Origin of the sequence: Dolichospermum sp. DET69 (genome assembly GCA_017355425.1) — a bacterium.
In the GTDB taxonomy this organism is placed as follows: Bacteria; Cyanobacteriota; Cyanobacteriia; order Cyanobacteriales; family Nostocaceae; genus Dolichospermum.
Window position 1 is genome coordinate 3,078,688 of the sequence record CP070233.1, and the last position, 16,227, is coordinate 3,094,914.

15 protein-coding genes are annotated in these 16,227 nt (G+C 38.6%); 9 read left to right on the forward strand and 6 right to left on the reverse strand.

Annotated elements, in window-relative coordinates:
• Nucleotides 1-188 precede the first annotated feature (188 nt).
• The 3 genes from EZY12_14105 to EZY12_14115 form a co-directional block, all read right to left on the reverse strand.
• Complete coding sequence (locus EZY12_14105) at nucleotides 189-506, reverse strand: hypothetical protein (GenBank protein QSX65995.1); 318 nt, start codon at nucleotides 504-506, stop codon at nucleotides 189-191.
• Between the two features lie 66 nt (nucleotides 507-572).
• Nucleotides 573-782 (reverse strand): hypothetical protein, encoded by a 210-nt coding sequence (locus EZY12_14110; GenBank protein ID QSX65996.1) that lies wholly within the window; start codon nucleotides 780-782, stop codon nucleotides 573-575.
• Between the two features lie 65 nt (nucleotides 783-847).
• On the reverse strand, nucleotides 848-1,045 hold the full coding sequence (locus tag EZY12_14115) for a hypothetical protein (GenBank protein ID QSX65997.1): 198 nt from the start codon (nucleotides 1,043-1,045) through the stop codon (nucleotides 848-850).
• Nucleotides 1,046-1,521: 476 nt separating this feature from the next.
• Between EZY12_14115 and EZY12_14120 the strand changes: the two genes are divergently transcribed.
• The 3 genes from EZY12_14120 to EZY12_14130 all read left to right on the forward strand — a co-directional run bounded on the left by EZY12_14120 (nucleotide 1,522) and on the right by EZY12_14130 (nucleotide 6,038).
• A complete protein-coding gene (locus EZY12_14120; GenBank protein ID QSX65998.1) occupies nucleotides 1,522-3,930 on the forward strand; it encodes an exonuclease in 2,409 nt (802 codons plus the stop codon).
• A gap of 9 nt (nucleotides 3,931-3,939) precedes the next feature.
• On the forward strand, nucleotides 3,940-5,151 hold the full coding sequence (locus tag EZY12_14125) for an acetate kinase (GenBank protein ID QSX65999.1): 1,212 nt from the start codon (nucleotides 3,940-3,942) through the stop codon (nucleotides 5,149-5,151).
• Nucleotides 5,152-5,252: 101 nt separating this feature from the next.
• The gene (locus EZY12_14130) at nucleotides 5,253-6,038 is read left to right on the forward strand and encodes a hypothetical protein (GenBank protein QSX70666.1); all 786 of its coding nucleotides are present in this window, start codon (nucleotides 5,253-5,255) and stop codon (nucleotides 6,036-6,038) included.
• An 80-nt stretch (nucleotides 6,039-6,118) separates the two neighbouring features.
• Here EZY12_14130 and EZY12_14135 read toward each other — a convergent pair whose 3' ends face one another.
• Nucleotides 6,119-7,240, reverse strand: a complete 1,122-nt coding sequence (locus EZY12_14135) for a transposase (GenBank protein ID QSX66000.1) — start codon at nucleotides 7,238-7,240, stop codon at nucleotides 6,119-6,121.
• Between the two features lie 51 nt (nucleotides 7,241-7,291).
• Here EZY12_14135 and tnpA point away from each other — a divergent pair, with 51 nt between their 5' ends.
• The 4 genes from tnpA (at nucleotide 7,292) to EZY12_14155 (ending at nucleotide 11,347) form a co-directional block, all read left to right on the forward strand.
• The gene (tnpA, locus tag EZY12_14140) at nucleotides 7,292-7,690 is read left to right on the forward strand and encodes an IS200/IS605 family transposase (protein QSX66001.1); all 399 of its coding nucleotides are present in this window, start codon (nucleotides 7,292-7,294) and stop codon (nucleotides 7,688-7,690) included.
• A gap of 314 nt (nucleotides 7,691-8,004) precedes the next feature.
• A complete protein-coding gene (gene ftsH3 / locus EZY12_14145) occupies nucleotides 8,005-9,849 on the forward strand; it encodes an ATP-dependent zinc metalloprotease FtsH3 (protein QSX66002.1) in 1,845 nt (614 codons plus the stop codon).
• A 171-nt stretch (nucleotides 9,850-10,020) separates the two neighbouring features.
• A complete protein-coding gene (locus EZY12_14150) occupies nucleotides 10,021-11,190 on the forward strand; it encodes an NDP-sugar synthase (GenBank protein ID QSX66003.1) in 1,170 nt (389 codons plus the stop codon).
• Between the two features lie 4 nt (nucleotides 11,191-11,194).
• A complete protein-coding gene (locus tag EZY12_14155) occupies nucleotides 11,195-11,347 on the forward strand; it encodes a hypothetical protein (GenBank protein QSX66004.1) in 153 nt (50 codons plus the stop codon).
• Between the two features lie 17 nt (nucleotides 11,348-11,364).
• Here EZY12_14155 and speA read toward each other — a convergent pair whose 3' ends face one another.
• Nucleotides 11,365-13,377 (reverse strand): biosynthetic arginine decarboxylase, encoded by a 2,013-nt coding sequence (gene speA, locus EZY12_14160; GenBank protein QSX66005.1) that lies wholly within the window; start codon nucleotides 13,375-13,377, stop codon nucleotides 11,365-11,367.
• 237 nt (nucleotides 13,378-13,614) lie between these two features.
• Here speA and ndk point away from each other — a divergent pair, with 237 nt between their 5' ends.
• Nucleotides 13,615-14,064 (forward strand): nucleoside-diphosphate kinase, encoded by a 450-nt coding sequence (ndk, locus tag EZY12_14165; protein QSX70667.1) that lies wholly within the window; start codon nucleotides 13,615-13,617, stop codon nucleotides 14,062-14,064.
• A gap of 131 nt (nucleotides 14,065-14,195) precedes the next feature.
• Here the strand turns inward: ndk and EZY12_14170 are convergent, their stop codons facing one another.
• Entirely contained in the window at nucleotides 14,196-14,918 is a 723-nt protein-coding gene (locus tag EZY12_14170) for a TerC family protein (protein ID QSX66006.1), read from the reverse strand.
• Nucleotides 14,919-15,612: 694 nt separating this feature from the next.
• Here EZY12_14170 and EZY12_14175 point away from each other — a divergent pair.
• Nucleotides 15,613-15,807, forward strand: a complete 195-nt coding sequence (locus tag EZY12_14175; protein ID QSX66007.1) for a DUF2811 domain-containing protein — start codon at nucleotides 15,613-15,615, stop codon at nucleotides 15,805-15,807.
• Nucleotides 15,808-16,227 lie beyond the last annotated feature (420 nt).

A 16,227-nucleotide genomic window follows, 5' to 3' on the forward strand; every position in this document is an offset into this window, starting at 1 on the left:
CCTTTTTTTCTAGATGGAAACTCCCTCTGGGTAAGGATGTGTGTACACCGTAGGTTTAGATAACTAGGGATTTTGTAGAAATATAATATAGCAGTATCTCGCTACGCTAATACTCAGCCTAGATATTGCAAAAACATCACCAGAAAACCCCGATTTCTAATAAAACCGAGGTTTGAATCCTAGAAATATTAAAATTCAGGGTCATCACGGCCAATACCAAATTCTCTCAACTTGAGTTTTACATCCTGCCATTCAGTTCCACAGTAATAGTATTGTTTTTTGCGGAGGTTTGTCAAGTAGTAGCCAGCTTTTCCGCCATTAATCCGAAACATTTCAATCATGATTGTTTCTGTAGTTAAACCAAATTTTTCTAACCTGCTTTCTAGTGCAAGATTAACTGGTTTATTAGTAGCATTATAAAAAACTTTATCCCCTGGTTTAAAGAACCAGGCAGTTGCTTCACGCTCAACAATTAGGTAATTTGATGGATGAATAATAGTAGACATAGGTTAATATTAAGTTAGAGATGGTAAAAAAAGCCCCCAGTTGTGAGCTAGGGGCTAATCAGTTACTTAGTTGCTAGAGTTGCCAGATTCCGGTTCTTCACCTTCCTCCAAGGCTTCTTTAACATCTTCAGTATAAGCAACAGTTTTGTTACCTTTATCATCTGTCCCAATCCAGACATCAGAATCTAGGTATTCAAACTCAACTTCAGGATTATATTCCTTCTGTCCGTTACCGTTGCTGTTTCCGTTATCACTAGACTGAACGATCTTTATCACCTCCTGATCAGGGGTATTTTTTTTCATCCCTTATCACAAAAGTGTAACCCAGTTATTCTAAGTTTTCAACTACTTTTAGTAGATTTATTCCCAGCAATTAAAATAATTTCACCATCAGCGATCGCATCTAAAAGTTGTCCTGCTGATCCTTCTTGATTATAAATATAGCCTAATTTGTAAGCGATTTCCTTGAGTTTATCGTTAGTGTTTGGGGCAACTCTAGCGTGTAAACTATAACGGTCTAGCTTTTTTCTACCTGGCATACAATTAAATTCAAAATTCTAATAGTAGGTTACAGATTTAGGATAGCATCTGAATCATGGTGAGTAGGAAACAATGTCCTCATGAAAAACATTGATCACCAATAAATATTTGAGAAAAAACCCTTGACAAACCCTTGCGAATAATATATTTTTAAGAATAATGACTAACTTAAAAGAGTGCTGACGTGTGGCGGGTGAGTCCATTGAAGTCTAAGATACAAGAAACCGAACTCTTACGGAAAAAGTTAGATGTAATCTCGAATTGTGAACGTAACCGAGAGAACTACCTCATGGAACAGCGTTAAATGGAAAAACGCATCCAGAGTAGTCAGGAGACTGAGATAGAGAATCTTCAAGGCAACCAAAGACGGTAGTTACCCACTAAAGATAAGTAGATATTTGGTGAAATCAGTGCTGTATAGTTTATGATGTGATTATACCAGGTGTGATGATTATCTACTTACCAATAAACTAATATGGACTTTGTTGTTTTAGATACGGAAGGCAACCCAAATTTAACTGAATTAGCTATTGTTGATAGTCAAGGTGCTGTAATTTATGAAGGTTTTTGTGATGGTAATTCTCATGGTTTTCAAAATGTTTTAAATCTCAAAAGTCTGAAAACCTTATTAACAGAATTTCTGACTATTGTTGAAGATAAAAAAATTATCTGTCACTATGCAGAACATGATATTGATATCCTCAAGCGGAGTTTTCAACAGGTTGGTTTACCTTGGCAAAATTTAGAATTTGATTGTACTTGGATTTTGGCTAAAGACTGTTTTGCAGGTTTAGAAAGTTATTCTTTAGAGTATCTGAGTAAATATTTTAATTTGCGAGCTAATAATCAATATTTTCTGCCGAATATGGCACATACCGCTAGTTATGATGCCACATTTACTTATCATCTTTATCGAAAAATTATCTTAGAACGTCTCAAGAAACAACCTAATCCATTTAGCAGCAGTCGAGTTGATACTCCTTTTCAACATCACCCAGATTATACTGATACTTATCATCGAGAATTTCAGACTTTACAAACTGCTTTAAATAACATCAAATTAGATCCTAATCATCAAAGTAAAGGTGTAGTTGTTATTGGAGAACCAGGAACTGGTAAAACTCATTTAATGATGCGACTTGCTCATGAAAGATTATCAAGTAATAGATTATTGTTTATCCGTCAACCTAATAATGCTCAATCTGTACTTTATCATATTTATAGTAGGATTTTAGAATCTCTAGTTGAAAAAACCGTAAATTTGCCTCAATTAGATTCTTTAATTATTAATACTTTTCGGAAAATAATTACTCTTCCCAATAGAGAAGCCAAACAAAAGGATATAGAGATTTTAAAAGCCTTATATGATTTAGAAGATAACAGTATTAATGCTTTAGGTAGAGAAAATACCCAACGAAAACGGGAATATTGGCAATATATAGAAAAGACCATTAATGAATGGTGGCTGAGTCATTATGCTGCGGGAAGTTTTGCTTTATCTATTATCAAAGGCATGGTTAAATATTGCAGTTATACAGATTATAAATATAGAAATATTACCACTCGTTGGTTAGCAGGAAATATTTTAACTGACAAAGAAGCGGAAACTATTGGTTTACCAAATTGGGGAGAGGAAATTAGTAAAGAAGCTTTTTCTCTAGAAGCTATTTCAGTTTTAGGTAAATTATCTGTTTTAGATGAACCTTTAATTATTATTTTTGATCAATTAGAAGGTTTAGGACTTGCTCACAATCAAGAAATCTTGTTGAATTTTGGGGAAGCTATCAAAGAAATTTTTACTCATGTTCCTAATAGTTTAATTATCCTGAATTTATTTCCTGATAGGTGGGAAAAGTTTCAAACAATATTTGATCAATCTATTATTGGTAGAGTATCTGGATATCAAGTTTCTTTACGTCAACCAACAGAAGCCGAAGTTAAATCTATTCTCAAGGTAAAAATGCAATTTGTAGATATTACCTTAGAACAGTTATTTTTACCTGAAGATTTAGATGATATTTTAGGAAAAAAACCTATTCGTGGGGCTTTAAATCGGGCTGCTAAATACTATGACTATCGAGTTAATGGCATTTCTTTGCCAGATGAAAGAAAACCAATTCGGGAATTAGATAGTAATGAAAAAATAGAGCAGCAATTAAAATTTTTACAGCAACAACAACAAATATCTATAGAAGTTTTAAGTCAACTAATTAAAGCCATACAATTACCTGATTCTGTCGAGTTAAGCAACTTACAGGAGAAAATAGCACCTTACTTATCCGGTGAAACTGTAATTGGGGTAAATCCTGTAATTGAATATCTCCATGAGCATAGAATTGAGTTAGAACAAAAATATCATAATCCATCTATTATTAGTGATGGTGATGATGTTGGTAAATTGAAGAATATTGCTGAAGCTTTAACTCATATTCAGTCATTTAAGTTAACACAATATCGTTTAGGTAAAAAGGTATTACCAGAACATATTGTCATAGAAAAGGGAAATCAATATCATGTAATTGCTTTTCTGGAAATTAGTGGAACTCCGTTTACAAGTCGGATTAATAATTTTAATGAATTGGTGATTAATAATCCGCAAAGTAAGTTTGATTTAATTAGAGATGAACGTCAACCAGATATTACTGGTCAAGTCGGTAAGGAAAGAATCACACAACTGGAAAATAGTGCTAATGGTAATTTTGTTCTCTTTAATAAACAAGATAGAATTCTCTTTGATTTAATTTATGATCTAATAATCAGCATTTATAACAAAGATTTAGATATAGATTTAGATTTAGAATCAGCTTTAAATTTTGTTACCACTCATCAAGAATGGTATCACTGGATTTTTACAAAGTTTGGTTTTACTCCACCCAAAAAATAATTTTAATTTATGAAGATACTCATTCTCAATGCCGGTTCTAGCAGCCAAAAAAGTTGTCTGTATGACATAACAACCCCAATTCCTAATGTAGCACCCCAACCTCTATGGGAAGGGAAAATCAATTGGAGTCAAGACCAAAATCAGACAGAAATTACAGTCAAAACCGCTACAGGTGCAAAACTTCAAGAAACCCTTGCTAGTGATTCTCGACAGGGGCAATTTGCGTATCTGCTATCTACTCTCATTAATGGTACAACCAAGGTAATTGATGATTTATCAGCAATAAAAGTGGTAGGACATCGGGTAGTACATGGTGGACAAGATTACCGAGAGGCTGTAATAATTACTGAGGATGTTAAACAAGCGATCGCTCACCTATGCAATCTAGCCCCAGCCCATAATCCAGCCGCTTTAGCTGGCATTGAAGCCATTGAACATAGTCTAGGGAATATCCCCCAAATTGCAGTTTTTGATACCGGATTTCACAGCACCTTACCCGATGCCGCAGCCATCTATCCCATCCCATATCAATTAGTAGAGCAAGGTATTCGGCGTTACGGATTTCATGGCATCAGTCATCAGTATTGTGCTAATCGAGCCGCGGAAATTCTTGGTCAAGATTTACGATCTCTGCGGATAATTACCTGTCATTTAGGTAACGGTTGTTCTCTAGCTGCTATCAAAAATGGTTGCAGTATTGACACAACAATGGGATTTACCCCCCTGGATGGTTTAATGATGGGTAGCCGCAGTGGTTCCATTGACCCAGGGATTTTAATTTATTTATTACAGCAGTATAATTACTCTAGTCAAGAATTAGATAATCTGTTGAATAAATCTTCAGGATTATATGGTATTTCTGGAGTATCGAGCGATTTAAGAGAGGTGATAGCCGCCCAAGAGCAAGGTAATCAACGCGCCCAACTAGCTTGGGATATATACGTACATCGTTTACGGGCTGGTATTGGGGCAATGCTGGCTAGTTTAGCTGGTTTAGATGTTTTAGTCTTTACCGCTGGAGTAGGAGAAAACTCCGCAGGAATCCGTGAAGCAGCTTGTACAGCCTTTGGATTTTTAGGACTGAAAATTGATCTAGAGAAAAACCAACAACAACCTATTGATGTTGATATTGCCACATCTGATTCAACAGTGCGAATTTTAGTCATCGAAACTCAGGAAGATTGGGCAATAGCTCAACAATCTTACCAATTGCTGCAATAATTAATAATTTTCACCCTATTACCTATTACCTATTACCTATTATCTATTACCTATTACCTATTACCTATTACCTATTACCTATTACCTATTACCTATTACCTATGTTTTTATCTCGTGAAGCTATTACCACCCCCTTAGTTGCTTGCTTGTGTATTGCCAGTATTAGCTTAATGCAAATACCAAAACTGCAAAAATTATTAATCAATAAACAATCTATTTCCGCAGAAACTCTGGAAAAAGACCTCAAAAAAGAAAGTCTTCGCTTGAACTTACTCCAAAATCTACCCAGTTTTAGTTATAAAAACTTAATTGCAGATTGGGTATATATTGATTTTTTGCAATTCTTTGGAGATGATGAAGCTAGAGATAAAACAGGATTCAGTCTCAGTCCAGAATATTTTGAAGTTATTTTAGGACGTGACCCACGATTTTTAGAAGCTTACTTAGGGCTTTCTGTAAGTACATCTTTATACGGTGGTATGCCAGATAAGACTATAGCTTTAATGGAAAATGGTTTAAAATCTCTATCCCCACAAGTGCCAAAAAAATCCTACTATATTTGGCGTTATAAAGGCACAGATGAGTTATTATTCTTGGGTAATGCTCAAGCAGCAGAAAAATCTTTTCTCAAAGCCGCAGAATGGGCAGACACTTATACTGATCAAGAAAGTAAACAAGTAGCATTTGTCTCTCAAAAAAGTGCCAAATTCCTGAGTAAAAATCCTGATAGCAAAGCAGCGAGAGTTGCCACATGGGCAATGGTTTTAAACAATAATGTAGATGCAAAAACGCGCAAACGAGCAATTCGGGAAATTGAAACTTTAGGAGGAAAGGTAGTTACTAATCCCGACGGCACAACCGGTATTACATTACCAGCAAAAGATTAATTGTTGACATACTCACCGACCTGAAGGTGCGGTGATTCTTGACGCTTCACTGACTGACGCTAACCGTTGCTAGTCTTACTCTATCTCTGCGCCCGTTTAGAGTCGTGGCAATGCCCTATCCCGACTTTATTTATATTTTTTGCGGCGTTCTCGTCTCGGTCGTGTTCAGTCCCACAATTCAGGCACTTAACCGACCGAATTTTTAGATCAAGTTTTCCCCATTTGTAGCCACATTCAGAGCAAATTTGGCTGGTCGGTTCCCATCTACTAATGACGTGAAATGTCCTGCCAAACTTCTGTGATTTAGCTTCACATAACGTCCGAAACTCTCTCCATCCCTGAAGACTAATCGCCCTAGCAAGTTTGCGATTTTTAACCATGCCCGATACATTCAAATCTTCTAAAACGATAACTTCATTTTCGCTAACTATTTTGGAGGATAATTTGTGCAAAAAGTCTTTTCTGGTATCAGCTATTTCGTTATGTAGTTTTGCAATTTGAATTCGGGTTTTATTTCTTCGTTGTGAGTCTTTTGGTTGCCGTGCTAATTTCTTCTGAAGTTTGCGAATCTTCCTGTCTAATTTTGAGTAATCGGGGCTTTGGGCTTTTTCTCCATTGCTCATGACAGCAAAAGTTTTTATCCCCAAATCAATACCGATACTTTGGTTTTTAGCATCAATATTAACGGGTTCAACTTCTACTACAAAACTGATAAAATAACGGTTAGCACAATCCTTTATTACTGTTACAGAGCTAGGAGCGGAGGGTAAATCTCTTGACCAAATCGGGCTAACGTTACCAATTTTGGCTAGATAAACCTCATCCCCTTTGATTGAAAACCCACCGATTCTAAATCGTGCTGACTGCTGATTAGTCTTCTTTTTGAACTTAGGACGACCTAATTTTTTACCTTTGCGTTTCCCTGTTAGAGAATCAAAAAAGTTTTTATAGGCAACTCCCAAATCTGCAACCGATTGTTGCAAAGGAATATTAGAAACATCAGACAACCATTGCCGCTCAATAGTTTTTTTTGCTTGAGTAATAACCAACTTTTGCAAGTCGTTGTTACTTGGTAGTTTTTCTGCTTGTTTACAAATAGCCAGTGCATCATTCCAAACCACGCGAACACAACCAAACAATTGAGCTAAAAGCTTTTGCTGTTGGTCTGTAGGGTAGAAACGGAATTGATATCTGGCTTTCATGGTTAATGCTATAATTGGGCTGTAAATTAATTATATATTGGTCTGCACAAAATGGCAAGTCCCCTCAGAAGAGAAAGACACAGCGTTACAGACTTAAAGATTCATTTGGTCTGCGTTACGAAATATCGTCGGGCTGTGTTTACTGGTGAAAGTCTTGATTTAATTGAAAAAACATTTCGTGAGGTGGCTGAAAAAATGAATTTTAAAGTGCTTGAGTTCAACGGTGAAGGAAATCACGTCCATGCACTGATTGAATATCCTCCTAAATTATCTGTTTCTCAAATAGTAAATGCTCTAAAAGGCGTATCTAGCCGCAGATATGGACAAGCCGGATATAAAAAACCCCACAAAGAATCTCTATGGAGTCCCAGCTATTTTGCCACTTCAGTCGGTGGTGCGCCACTAGAAATATTAAAAGAGTATATTAAGAATCAAGAAAAGCCGTCCTAGAAGGACGGGGCTTGTGTCCCGTCATTTCGGTCATTAGTCAGTAGTAGTTGTCTTTCTTCCTTCCTTCTTCCTTCGTGTTCTTCGTGCCTTCGTGGTTCATTAACTCCTGACTCGGTGACTCCTGCTGAAAATAGCTACAATAGAACTCCTACTATCCGCACATTTTAGACCTGTGGGAGGTGGGGGATTATTTTTAGCATGACAGGAGGATTATTTTGAGATATCTTAAAATAAGTTAACATAATTATCATAATGTCCTCTTTCTTAGAGAAGCTAAGTATAAGCAGCAAACAAGTACAGGAGAATAAACATCGGTGAATAATAAAAGATGGAGAAATACGGGGCTTTACGCGCTCCTTTTTATAGTTGTTATTGCCCTAGGAACAGCATTTTTTGACAAACAACCCCAAAGCCGAGAAACATGGCGCTACAGCCAGTTTATCCAAGAAGTTGACAAAGGCAGAGTTGAGAGAGTTAGTTTGAGTTCCGACAGGTCTACAGCCCTAGTGACCCCCAAATATGACCCTAACAAAAAGATTGTTACCTTAGTTAACGACCCAGATTTAATCAATACTCTGACCAGTAAAGGTGTTGATATTGCGGTATTACCTCAAGCAGATGAAGGATTTTGGTTTAAAGCCCTCAGTAGCTTATTCTTCCCTGTATTGTTGCTAGTTGGTTTATTTTTCCTTCTCCGTCGCGCTCAAAGTGGTCCTGGTAGCCAGGCTATGAACTTTGGTAAATCTAAAGCCAGAGTGCAAATGGAACCCCAAACACAAGTTACCTTTGGGGATGTTGCAGGTATTGACCAAGCTAAATTAGAACTAAACGAAGTTGTAGACTTTTTGAAAAATGCCGATCGCTTTACCGCAATTGGTGCAAAAATTCCTAAAGGTGTACTTTTAGTTGGTCCTCCTGGTACTGGTAAAACCCTCCTCGCACGGGCTGTGGCTGGAGAAGCCGGTGTACCATTCTTCTCAATTTCCGGTTCTGAATTTGTAGAAATGTTCGTTGGTGTGGGCGCTTCCCGCGTTCGGGATTTATTTGAACAAGCTAAAACAAACGCTCCTTGTATCGTCTTTATTGATGAAATTGACGCTGTAGGTCGTCAACGGGGTGCTGGTTTAGGTGGTGGTAACGACGAACGGGAACAAACCCTCAACCAGTTGCTGACGGAAATGGACGGATTTGAAGGTAACACTGGTATTATTATTATTGCTGCTACCAACCGTCCTGATGTATTAGATGCAGCTTTATTACGTCCCGGTCGTTTTGACCGTCAAGTTGTGGTAGACCGTCCCGACTACGCTGGACGTAGCGAAATCTTGAGAGTTCATGCTCGTGGTAAAACCTTATCTAAAGATGTAGATTTGGATAAAATTGCCCGTCGGACTCCTGGTTTTACCGGTGCAGATTTATCTAATCTATTGAATGAAGCCGCTATTTTAGCCGCACGTCGGAATTTAACTGAAATTTCGATGGATGAAATTAATGATGCAATTGATCGTGTATTAGCTGGTCCTGAAAAGAAAGACCGGGTAATGAGCGAAAAGCGCAAAACCTTAGTTGCTTATCATGAAGCTGGTCATGCTTTGGTTGGTGCATTAATGCCTGACTATGACCCAGTCCAAAAGATTAGTATTATTCCTCGTGGTCGTGCTGGTGGTTTAACTTGGTTTACTCCTAGTGAAGACCGCATGGATACTGGTTTATATAGCCGGGCTTATTTGGAAAATCAAATGGCTGTGGCTTTAGGTGGTCGTCTGGCTGAAGAAATTATCTTTGGTGAAGAGGAAGTGACTACAGGTGCTTCCAATGACTTACAACAAGTCGCCAGAGTAGCTAAACAAATGATAACTCGGTTTGGGATGAGCGATCGCTTGGGTCCAGTTGCTTTAGGTCGTCAACAAGGCAATATGTTCCTGGGTCGAGATATCATGTCTGAACGGGATTTTTCAGAAGAAACCGCCGCTGCTATTGATGAAGAAGTTCGTAAGTTAGTTGATACTGCTTATCTTCGAGCTAAAGAAGTGCTACTCGATAACCGCAAGGTATTAGATGAAATTGCTCAAATGCTGATTGAAAAAGAAACCGTAGACGCTGAGGAATTACAAGAAATTCTTGGTAATAACGATGTGAAAATGGCTGCTTTTGCTTAATTCTGCGTAAGAGTTTAAAATAGGGGTAATTCTGGATTTTCTGGAATTACCTCTATTTTTTTATCTCACGCATAGGCGTAAGAGTTCTCCCTAATGATCAATCACTAATTACCCATTACCCATTAAATTGAAAAGTAAACTGGCTTGTGTTTAAGGAAAAATTTTTGAATTATGAAAGCGATGATTCTTGCAGCGGGAAAGGGTACTCGTATCCGTCCCATTACGTATACAATTCCCAAACCTATGATTCCGATCCTGCAAAAGCCAGTGATGGAATTTCTACTGGAGTTATTACGTCAACATGGCTTTGACGAAATTATGGTCAATGTTAGCCATTTGGCGGAGGAAATAGAAAGTTATTTCCGTGATGGTCAGCGGTTTGGGGTGCAGATTGCCTATTCTTTTGAAGGTAAAATTGATGATGACGGTAAACTTGTCGGCGAAGCTATTGGTTCGGCTGGGGGTATGCGTCGGATTCAAGACTTCTCCCCATTTTTTGATGATACGTTTGTAGTTTTATGTGGTGATGCTTTAATTGATCTAGATTTAACTGCGGCGGTAAAGTGGCATAAATCCAAAGGAGCGATCGCTACTATCATCACTAAATCAGTTCCCAGGGAAGAAGTTTCTAGCTACGGTGTGGTAGTTACTGACGACGATAATCGCATTAAAGCCTTTCAAGAAAAACCGACCATTGAAGAAGCACTGAGTACAAATATCAATACAGGTATTTATATTTTCGAGCCAGAGGTTTTTAAGTATATACCCTCTGGAGTAGAGTATGACATTGGTAGTCAGTTATTTCCCCAACTGGTGGCTGATAATGCTCCTTTCTACGCCATTCCTATGGATTTTGAGTGGGTAGATATTGGTAAAGTTCCAGATTACTGGCGAGCAATTCGTGGTGTTTTATCAGGAGAAATTAAGAATGTCCAAATCCCTGGACATGAAGTTCGTCCCGGTATTTTTACTGGGTTAAATGTATCTGTAAATTGGGATAAAGTTGATATAACTGGACCAGTTTATATTGGTGGGATGACCAAAATTGAAGATGGGGCAAAAATCATTGGCCCGGCAATGATTGGTCCTAATTGCTGGATCTGTAGTGGTGCAACTGTAGATAATAGTGTAATTTTTGAATGGTCGCGTTTAGCTCCAGGTGTGCGTTTGGTAGATAAGCTGGTGTTTGGGCGTTACTGTGTAGATAAGACGGGAGCATCAATTGATGTCCAAGCTGCGGCTTTGGATTGGTTGATTACTGATGCTCGTCAAACTCCACCTTCGCAAATACCTGTAGAACACCAAGCGATCGCTCAATTGCTGGGAACAAGTTTAATTTAGTCAGTTGTCAGTTGTCAGTTGTCAGTTGTCAATTGTCAGTTGTCAGTTGTCAGTTGTCAATTGTCAGTTGTCAGTTGTCAGTTGTCAGTTGTCAATTGTCAGTTGTCAGTTGTCAGTTGTCAATTGTCAGTTGTTTTTATTTGCCACTGACCACTGACCACTGACCACTGACTATTAACTATTCAAGTAAGTATACCGTTGTAAACTTTGCTCGTAGGTTTGTAGTAATCGCTGAGATTCTGCTATGGTAATTTGCTTTTCTTCTAAAGCTCGTTCACAACGTTGGCGAATGTTTTCTATCATGTCTTCGGCATCATACTGGACGTAGCTAAGAACTTCACTCATGGTGTCGCCCTTAACAACGTGTTCAATTTGGTAGCCCTTGGGAGTTAAATTAATGTGAACGGCATTAGTGTCACCGAAGAGATTATGTAAATTCCCCATAATTTCTTGGTACGCTCCATTCAGGAACATTCCTAGATAGTAGGGTTTTCCTGGCTCAAATTTGTGGAGTTCTAACACTGATTTGACATCCCGCAAGTCTATAAAACGGTCTATTTTTCCATCACTGTCACAGGTTAAGTCCGCTAAAATGCCTCTGCGGGTTGGTTCTTCATCGAGGCGATGTATAGGCATAATGGGGAATAGTTGATCTATAGCCCAACAATCCGGCGCTGATTGAAATACGGAAAGATTGATATAGTAAATGGAAGCCATAATTTTCTCTAGGTCTTCCAACTCATCAGGTACGTATTCTTCCTGACGGATGAGAGTTAAAACTTTTTGACAACAAGCCCAGTAAAGACGCTCGGCTTTAGCGCGTTCATTGAGGCGCAAAATTCCTAAGTTGAAACGACTGATGGCTTCTTCTTTGAATTGAGCAGCATCGTGATAGAACTCTTGGTAATTTTCTTTGTTGATGGATTGGTAGGTTTCCCAGAGATATTTAATGATTGGGGATTCTCCCTCTTGATGAGGGGAAGGAGGATCAAGGGGGACATCACTAGTGCTGAGAACGTCAAAGATTAAAACCGATTGGTGGGAAGAAATCGCTCGGCCACTTTCACTAACTAATGTAGGTACGGGAATATGCTTTTCATCACAGGTGTCTTTTAACTCTGCCACGATGTCGTTAGCATAGTTTTGCATATTGTAGTTTTTGGAAGTGTAGAAGTTGGTTTGAGAGCCATCGTAATCTACACCCAAGCCGCCACCAACATCTAAGTATTTCATGTCTGCCCCTAACATTGCCAACTCTACGTAAATGCGGCTGGCTTCTTGGATGGCATCTTTAATGACATTGATAGCAGAGATTTGAGAGCCGATGTGAAAGTGTAATAATTGCAAAGAACCGAGTAAGTCGGCTGTACCTAATTTTTCCACAGCTTCCATAATTTCGGGAATTGTCAAGCCAAATTTAGCGCGATCGCCTGTGGAAGTTCCCCACCGTCCCATCCCTTGGGTGCTTAATTTCGCTCTGATTCCCAAGATTGGCTTAATTCCTAATTGACGACTGACCGCAATGGCTAAATCTACCTCTTCAATTTGCTCTAGGACGATGACTGGTGTTTGTCCTAGTTTCTGGGCTAACATCGCTGTTTCGATGTATTCCTGGTCTTTGTAGCCGTTGCAAATTAACAATGCTCCTGGGGTATCCAATAACGCTAGAGCAATCATTAATTCTGGCTTAGAACCTGCTTCTAAACCAAATTGATGGGGTTTACCAAATCGAACTAAATCTTCGATGAGGTGGCGTTGTTGATTGCACTTAACCGGAAATACCCCCCGATATACACCAGGATAGTTATAGCGAGCGATCGCTTTGGCAAAACAAGCGTTTAGTCGCTCAATTCGATCTTCCAAAATATCGGAAAAGCGAATTAACATAGGTAGCCCTAAATTACGCTGCTTTAAAGCATTTACCAACTCGAACAAGTCTAATGAACCACCACGTTCGCCCCTGGGGGAAACTGTAACATGACCAGCAGCATTAATCGAAAAATAAGGCTGTCCCCAACCTTCAATGCGGTAAAGGTCTTCACTGTTCTCAATTTTCCAAGGAAGAGATAAATCTCCCGCACTTGTACTAGGTACTAGCTGTTGCTTCTGTTTTTTGCTTTTTAATTCGGCTTTATGCCCATTAGATGGCATTTTCACAATCTCATCAGCGGTTGATTCGACACCCATTTCTTCCTGACCTCTCTGTTTCGCCCACGAAATAACAATTTAACAAAATAGTCTAGTAAAGGATATACGACTAGAAATAATTTCTGATTAAGAATTAGGTTTTTGACTTAGAACACCCTTCGTTCTTTTAGCTGATATCTCCAATTTTTAGGGAAAATTCTCAGACTACTAGACAAAAGACATCAAAACAACTGACAATTAACCCATCAAAATTTGATTATGTTTTTGGAGACAGATTTGGAACGCACATTTTTAGCAATTAAGCCTGATGGTGTACAGCGCGGGCTTGTGGGTGAAATTATCCGCCGATTTGAAACTAAGGGCTTTACCCTAGTCGGCTTGAAGTTTATGAAAGTCAGTAAGGAATTAGCGGAAAAACATTATGATGTTCACCGTGAAAGACCTTTTTTCCCTGGTTTAGTCGAATTTATCATTTCTAGTCCAGTGGTAGCAATGGTTTGGGAAGGTGAGGGCGTTGTTACCGCCGCCAGAAAGATTATTGGCGCAACCAATCCCCTAACAGCAGAACCAGGCACAATTCGCGGCGATTTTGGCATTAATGTTGGACGTAACCTAATTCATGGTTCTGATGCTCAAGAAACTGCCCAAACAGAAATTGCTCTGTGGTTTAAGGAAGAGGAATTAGTTGCTTGGCAACCTCACTCAAAAGCTTGGTTGACTGAGTAAAACTGTTCACGGTTGACGGTTGACGGTTGACGGTTAACAGTGTAAAACTGTTCACGGTTGACGGTTGACGGTTGACGGTTAACAGTCAACAGTCAACAGTTAACAGTCAACAGTTAACAGTCAACAGTTAATCACTTCAATACTTCAGTTTTTTCCCTTTCTTCTGGAACTAATTCAACAACGGTGCGTTTAGAGAAGCCCCAGGCTAAGATGGCACCAATGGCTGTCACCATAAGCCATTGTGGTGGCACTAAACCATCGTTGATGACTTTTAACAATAGACGTAAACCTACAAACGCTACAGTCACATAACCTGCGTCTTCTAAATTTTCATATTCATCTAACCAGCGAATAAATAATCCGGCCATGAATCGCAAGGTGACAATCCCAATGGTTGTGCCGGTGATTACCAACCATGTTTCTTGAGAAACGGCGATCGCTGTGGTGACACTATCCAAAGAAAAGGCTAAGTCCGTAAAAGCCAGCACGGGTATAGCTTGCCATAGAGACTTAAACCGTGGCCCGTGATGATGATTGTCTTCGTCTTCTTGGGAACTAAAGTGTTGGAATACTAGCCATAAAAGATAACCAGCGCCCAATAGTTCAAATTGCCAAAATTTCTGTACCCAAGTAGCTGTTAACAATAGGGTAATTCGTAAAACATAAGCGAAGACTAAACCAATGTTTAGGGCTTGACCTTCTAGTTTTTTGTCTTCTAGTCCTTGAGCGATCGCAGCGAGAGCGATGGCATTATCAGCCGATAGCACCGCCTCTAAAAACACTAATATTAAGAGGACTATAGATGCTTCAACGCTAAAATGAAAATTTAGGTAATTAAATATTTGGTCTAACATTCCAATTTCTCAGCCAAAAATGCAGAATTTACAAAGATTAGGGATTAGAGATTTTTATTGTCGAAACTACAATAAATTACTACTTCCATCTATTTTAACGTGCATTTACTCCAATTTTAACGCCGTACTCCCCTATTAAGATTTTCCTGTATTCTTCTTGGTCAAAATCTCTACAACCAAAAGTCTGTATAAAATAAAGTGCATTTATAAATTTACATTACCACCTTACTTGCCTGATATGTCATATCTTCCTGACATTATAGTAATTCTTATTATTAACTATTGTTTTCCTCATTTATTCCACAGGATTTCCACAGGTAATTCGGCACTTTTCCACAGATGTTCTACGAGTTAATCAGCTATTGCTGACTTATTGGGGATTGTTAATTTTTTACTACTAACAGGCTTTATAACCGAGTTTTCATGAAGTTATGTAACAAAAATATAGTTGTAAACCTGATTCATTCGTCAAAATTTATTTTTGACTGCTAATTGTTAACATTTCGCATCATTGACAAATCCACCCCTGATGAGCGCAAAATGATGAGTCTTATGTTTGATTCCGTTCGGCATCTGCATCTTGTGTTCTGGTTTATTTTAATTTCCCATCCCCACTTTCCTAACAGGGTATGAATCAGCCCTTAGTAAAACTGAACACAAATAACTTCTCTTGATTGATATACAGGAAAATTTTATGAACACAACAGTCCCTATCTTTACCGAAATTCCAGAAACATTACAAGAATCCATGAACAACTACTTAGAAAGCCATCCAGATTGGGATCAAACCCGTGTATTAACAGCGGCTTTATCACTATTTTTACTCCAAAATGGCGAAAGCGATCGCCGGGCTGCTCGTGTTTACTTGGAAACTTTATTTCATCAATAATCAATAGAAATACTGAATTAAATTAATAAACCAACTCAGTTTCTTTTCCACATACTTAGCACTGATATCATGAATCTTGAATCACTTAATTCAGGCTATAAACTGTAGTAGGGGCATAATTTATTCAATCATCCCACGCTGTGAAGGCGTGGGAGTCGTGGCAATTTACAAATGTTTTGACTATGTTTTAGCTTAATCAGCAGAAGCCCCACGTCTCACTATACCGGAGCGTGGGGATGCCAGTCGCCTGCGACGGGAAACCCGTCTACAGCGCTGGCTCATGAATGCGCGTGAGTTGAGTTGCGTAGCTAGAATTGTATTTGAGCGTAGCGAAAACAAAGAAGGCTACAGCGACGAAACGAACAAAATATTGATTTTATGTTATTATAAGAGAGTAGGTGTAGTCCAATTAAATGCTCC

Excerpts from the sequence above, each read along its gene's own strand:
- EZY12_14105 (QSX65995.1), bottom strand. The coding sequence starts at position 506 with ATGTCTACTATTATTCATCCATCAAATTACCTAATTGTTGAGCGTGAA.
- EZY12_14115 (QSX65997.1), bottom strand. The coding sequence starts at position 1,045 with ATGCCAGGTAGAAAAAAGCTAGACCGTTATAGTTTACACGCTAGAGTT.
- EZY12_14120 (QSX65998.1), top strand. The coding sequence starts at position 1,522 with ATGGACTTTGTTGTTTTAGATACGGAAGGCAACCCAAATTTAACTGAA.
- EZY12_14125 (QSX65999.1), top strand. The coding sequence starts at position 3,940 with ATGAAGATACTCATTCTCAATGCCGGTTCTAGCAGCCAAAAAAGTTGT.
- EZY12_14130 (QSX70666.1), top strand. The coding sequence starts at position 5,253 with ATGTTTTTATCTCGTGAAGCTATTACCACCCCCTTAGTTGCTTGCTTG.
- EZY12_14135 (QSX66000.1), bottom strand. The coding sequence starts at position 7,240 with ATGAAAGCCAGATATCAATTCCGTTTCTACCCTACAGACCAACAGCAA.
- tnpA (QSX66001.1), top strand. The coding sequence starts at position 7,292 with ATGGCAAGTCCCCTCAGAAGAGAAAGACACAGCGTTACAGACTTAAAG.
- EZY12_14150 (QSX66003.1), top strand. The coding sequence starts at position 10,021 with ATGAAAGCGATGATTCTTGCAGCGGGAAAGGGTACTCGTATCCGTCCC.
- speA (QSX66005.1), bottom strand. The coding sequence starts at position 13,377 with ATGGGTGTCGAATCAACCGCTGATGAGATTGTGAAAATGCCATCTAAT.
- EZY12_14170 (QSX66006.1), bottom strand. The coding sequence starts at position 14,918 with ATGTTAGACCAAATATTTAATTACCTAAATTTTCATTTTAGCGTTGAA.
- EZY12_14175 (QSX66007.1), top strand. The coding sequence starts at position 15,613 with ATGAACACAACAGTCCCTATCTTTACCGAAATTCCAGAAACATTACAA.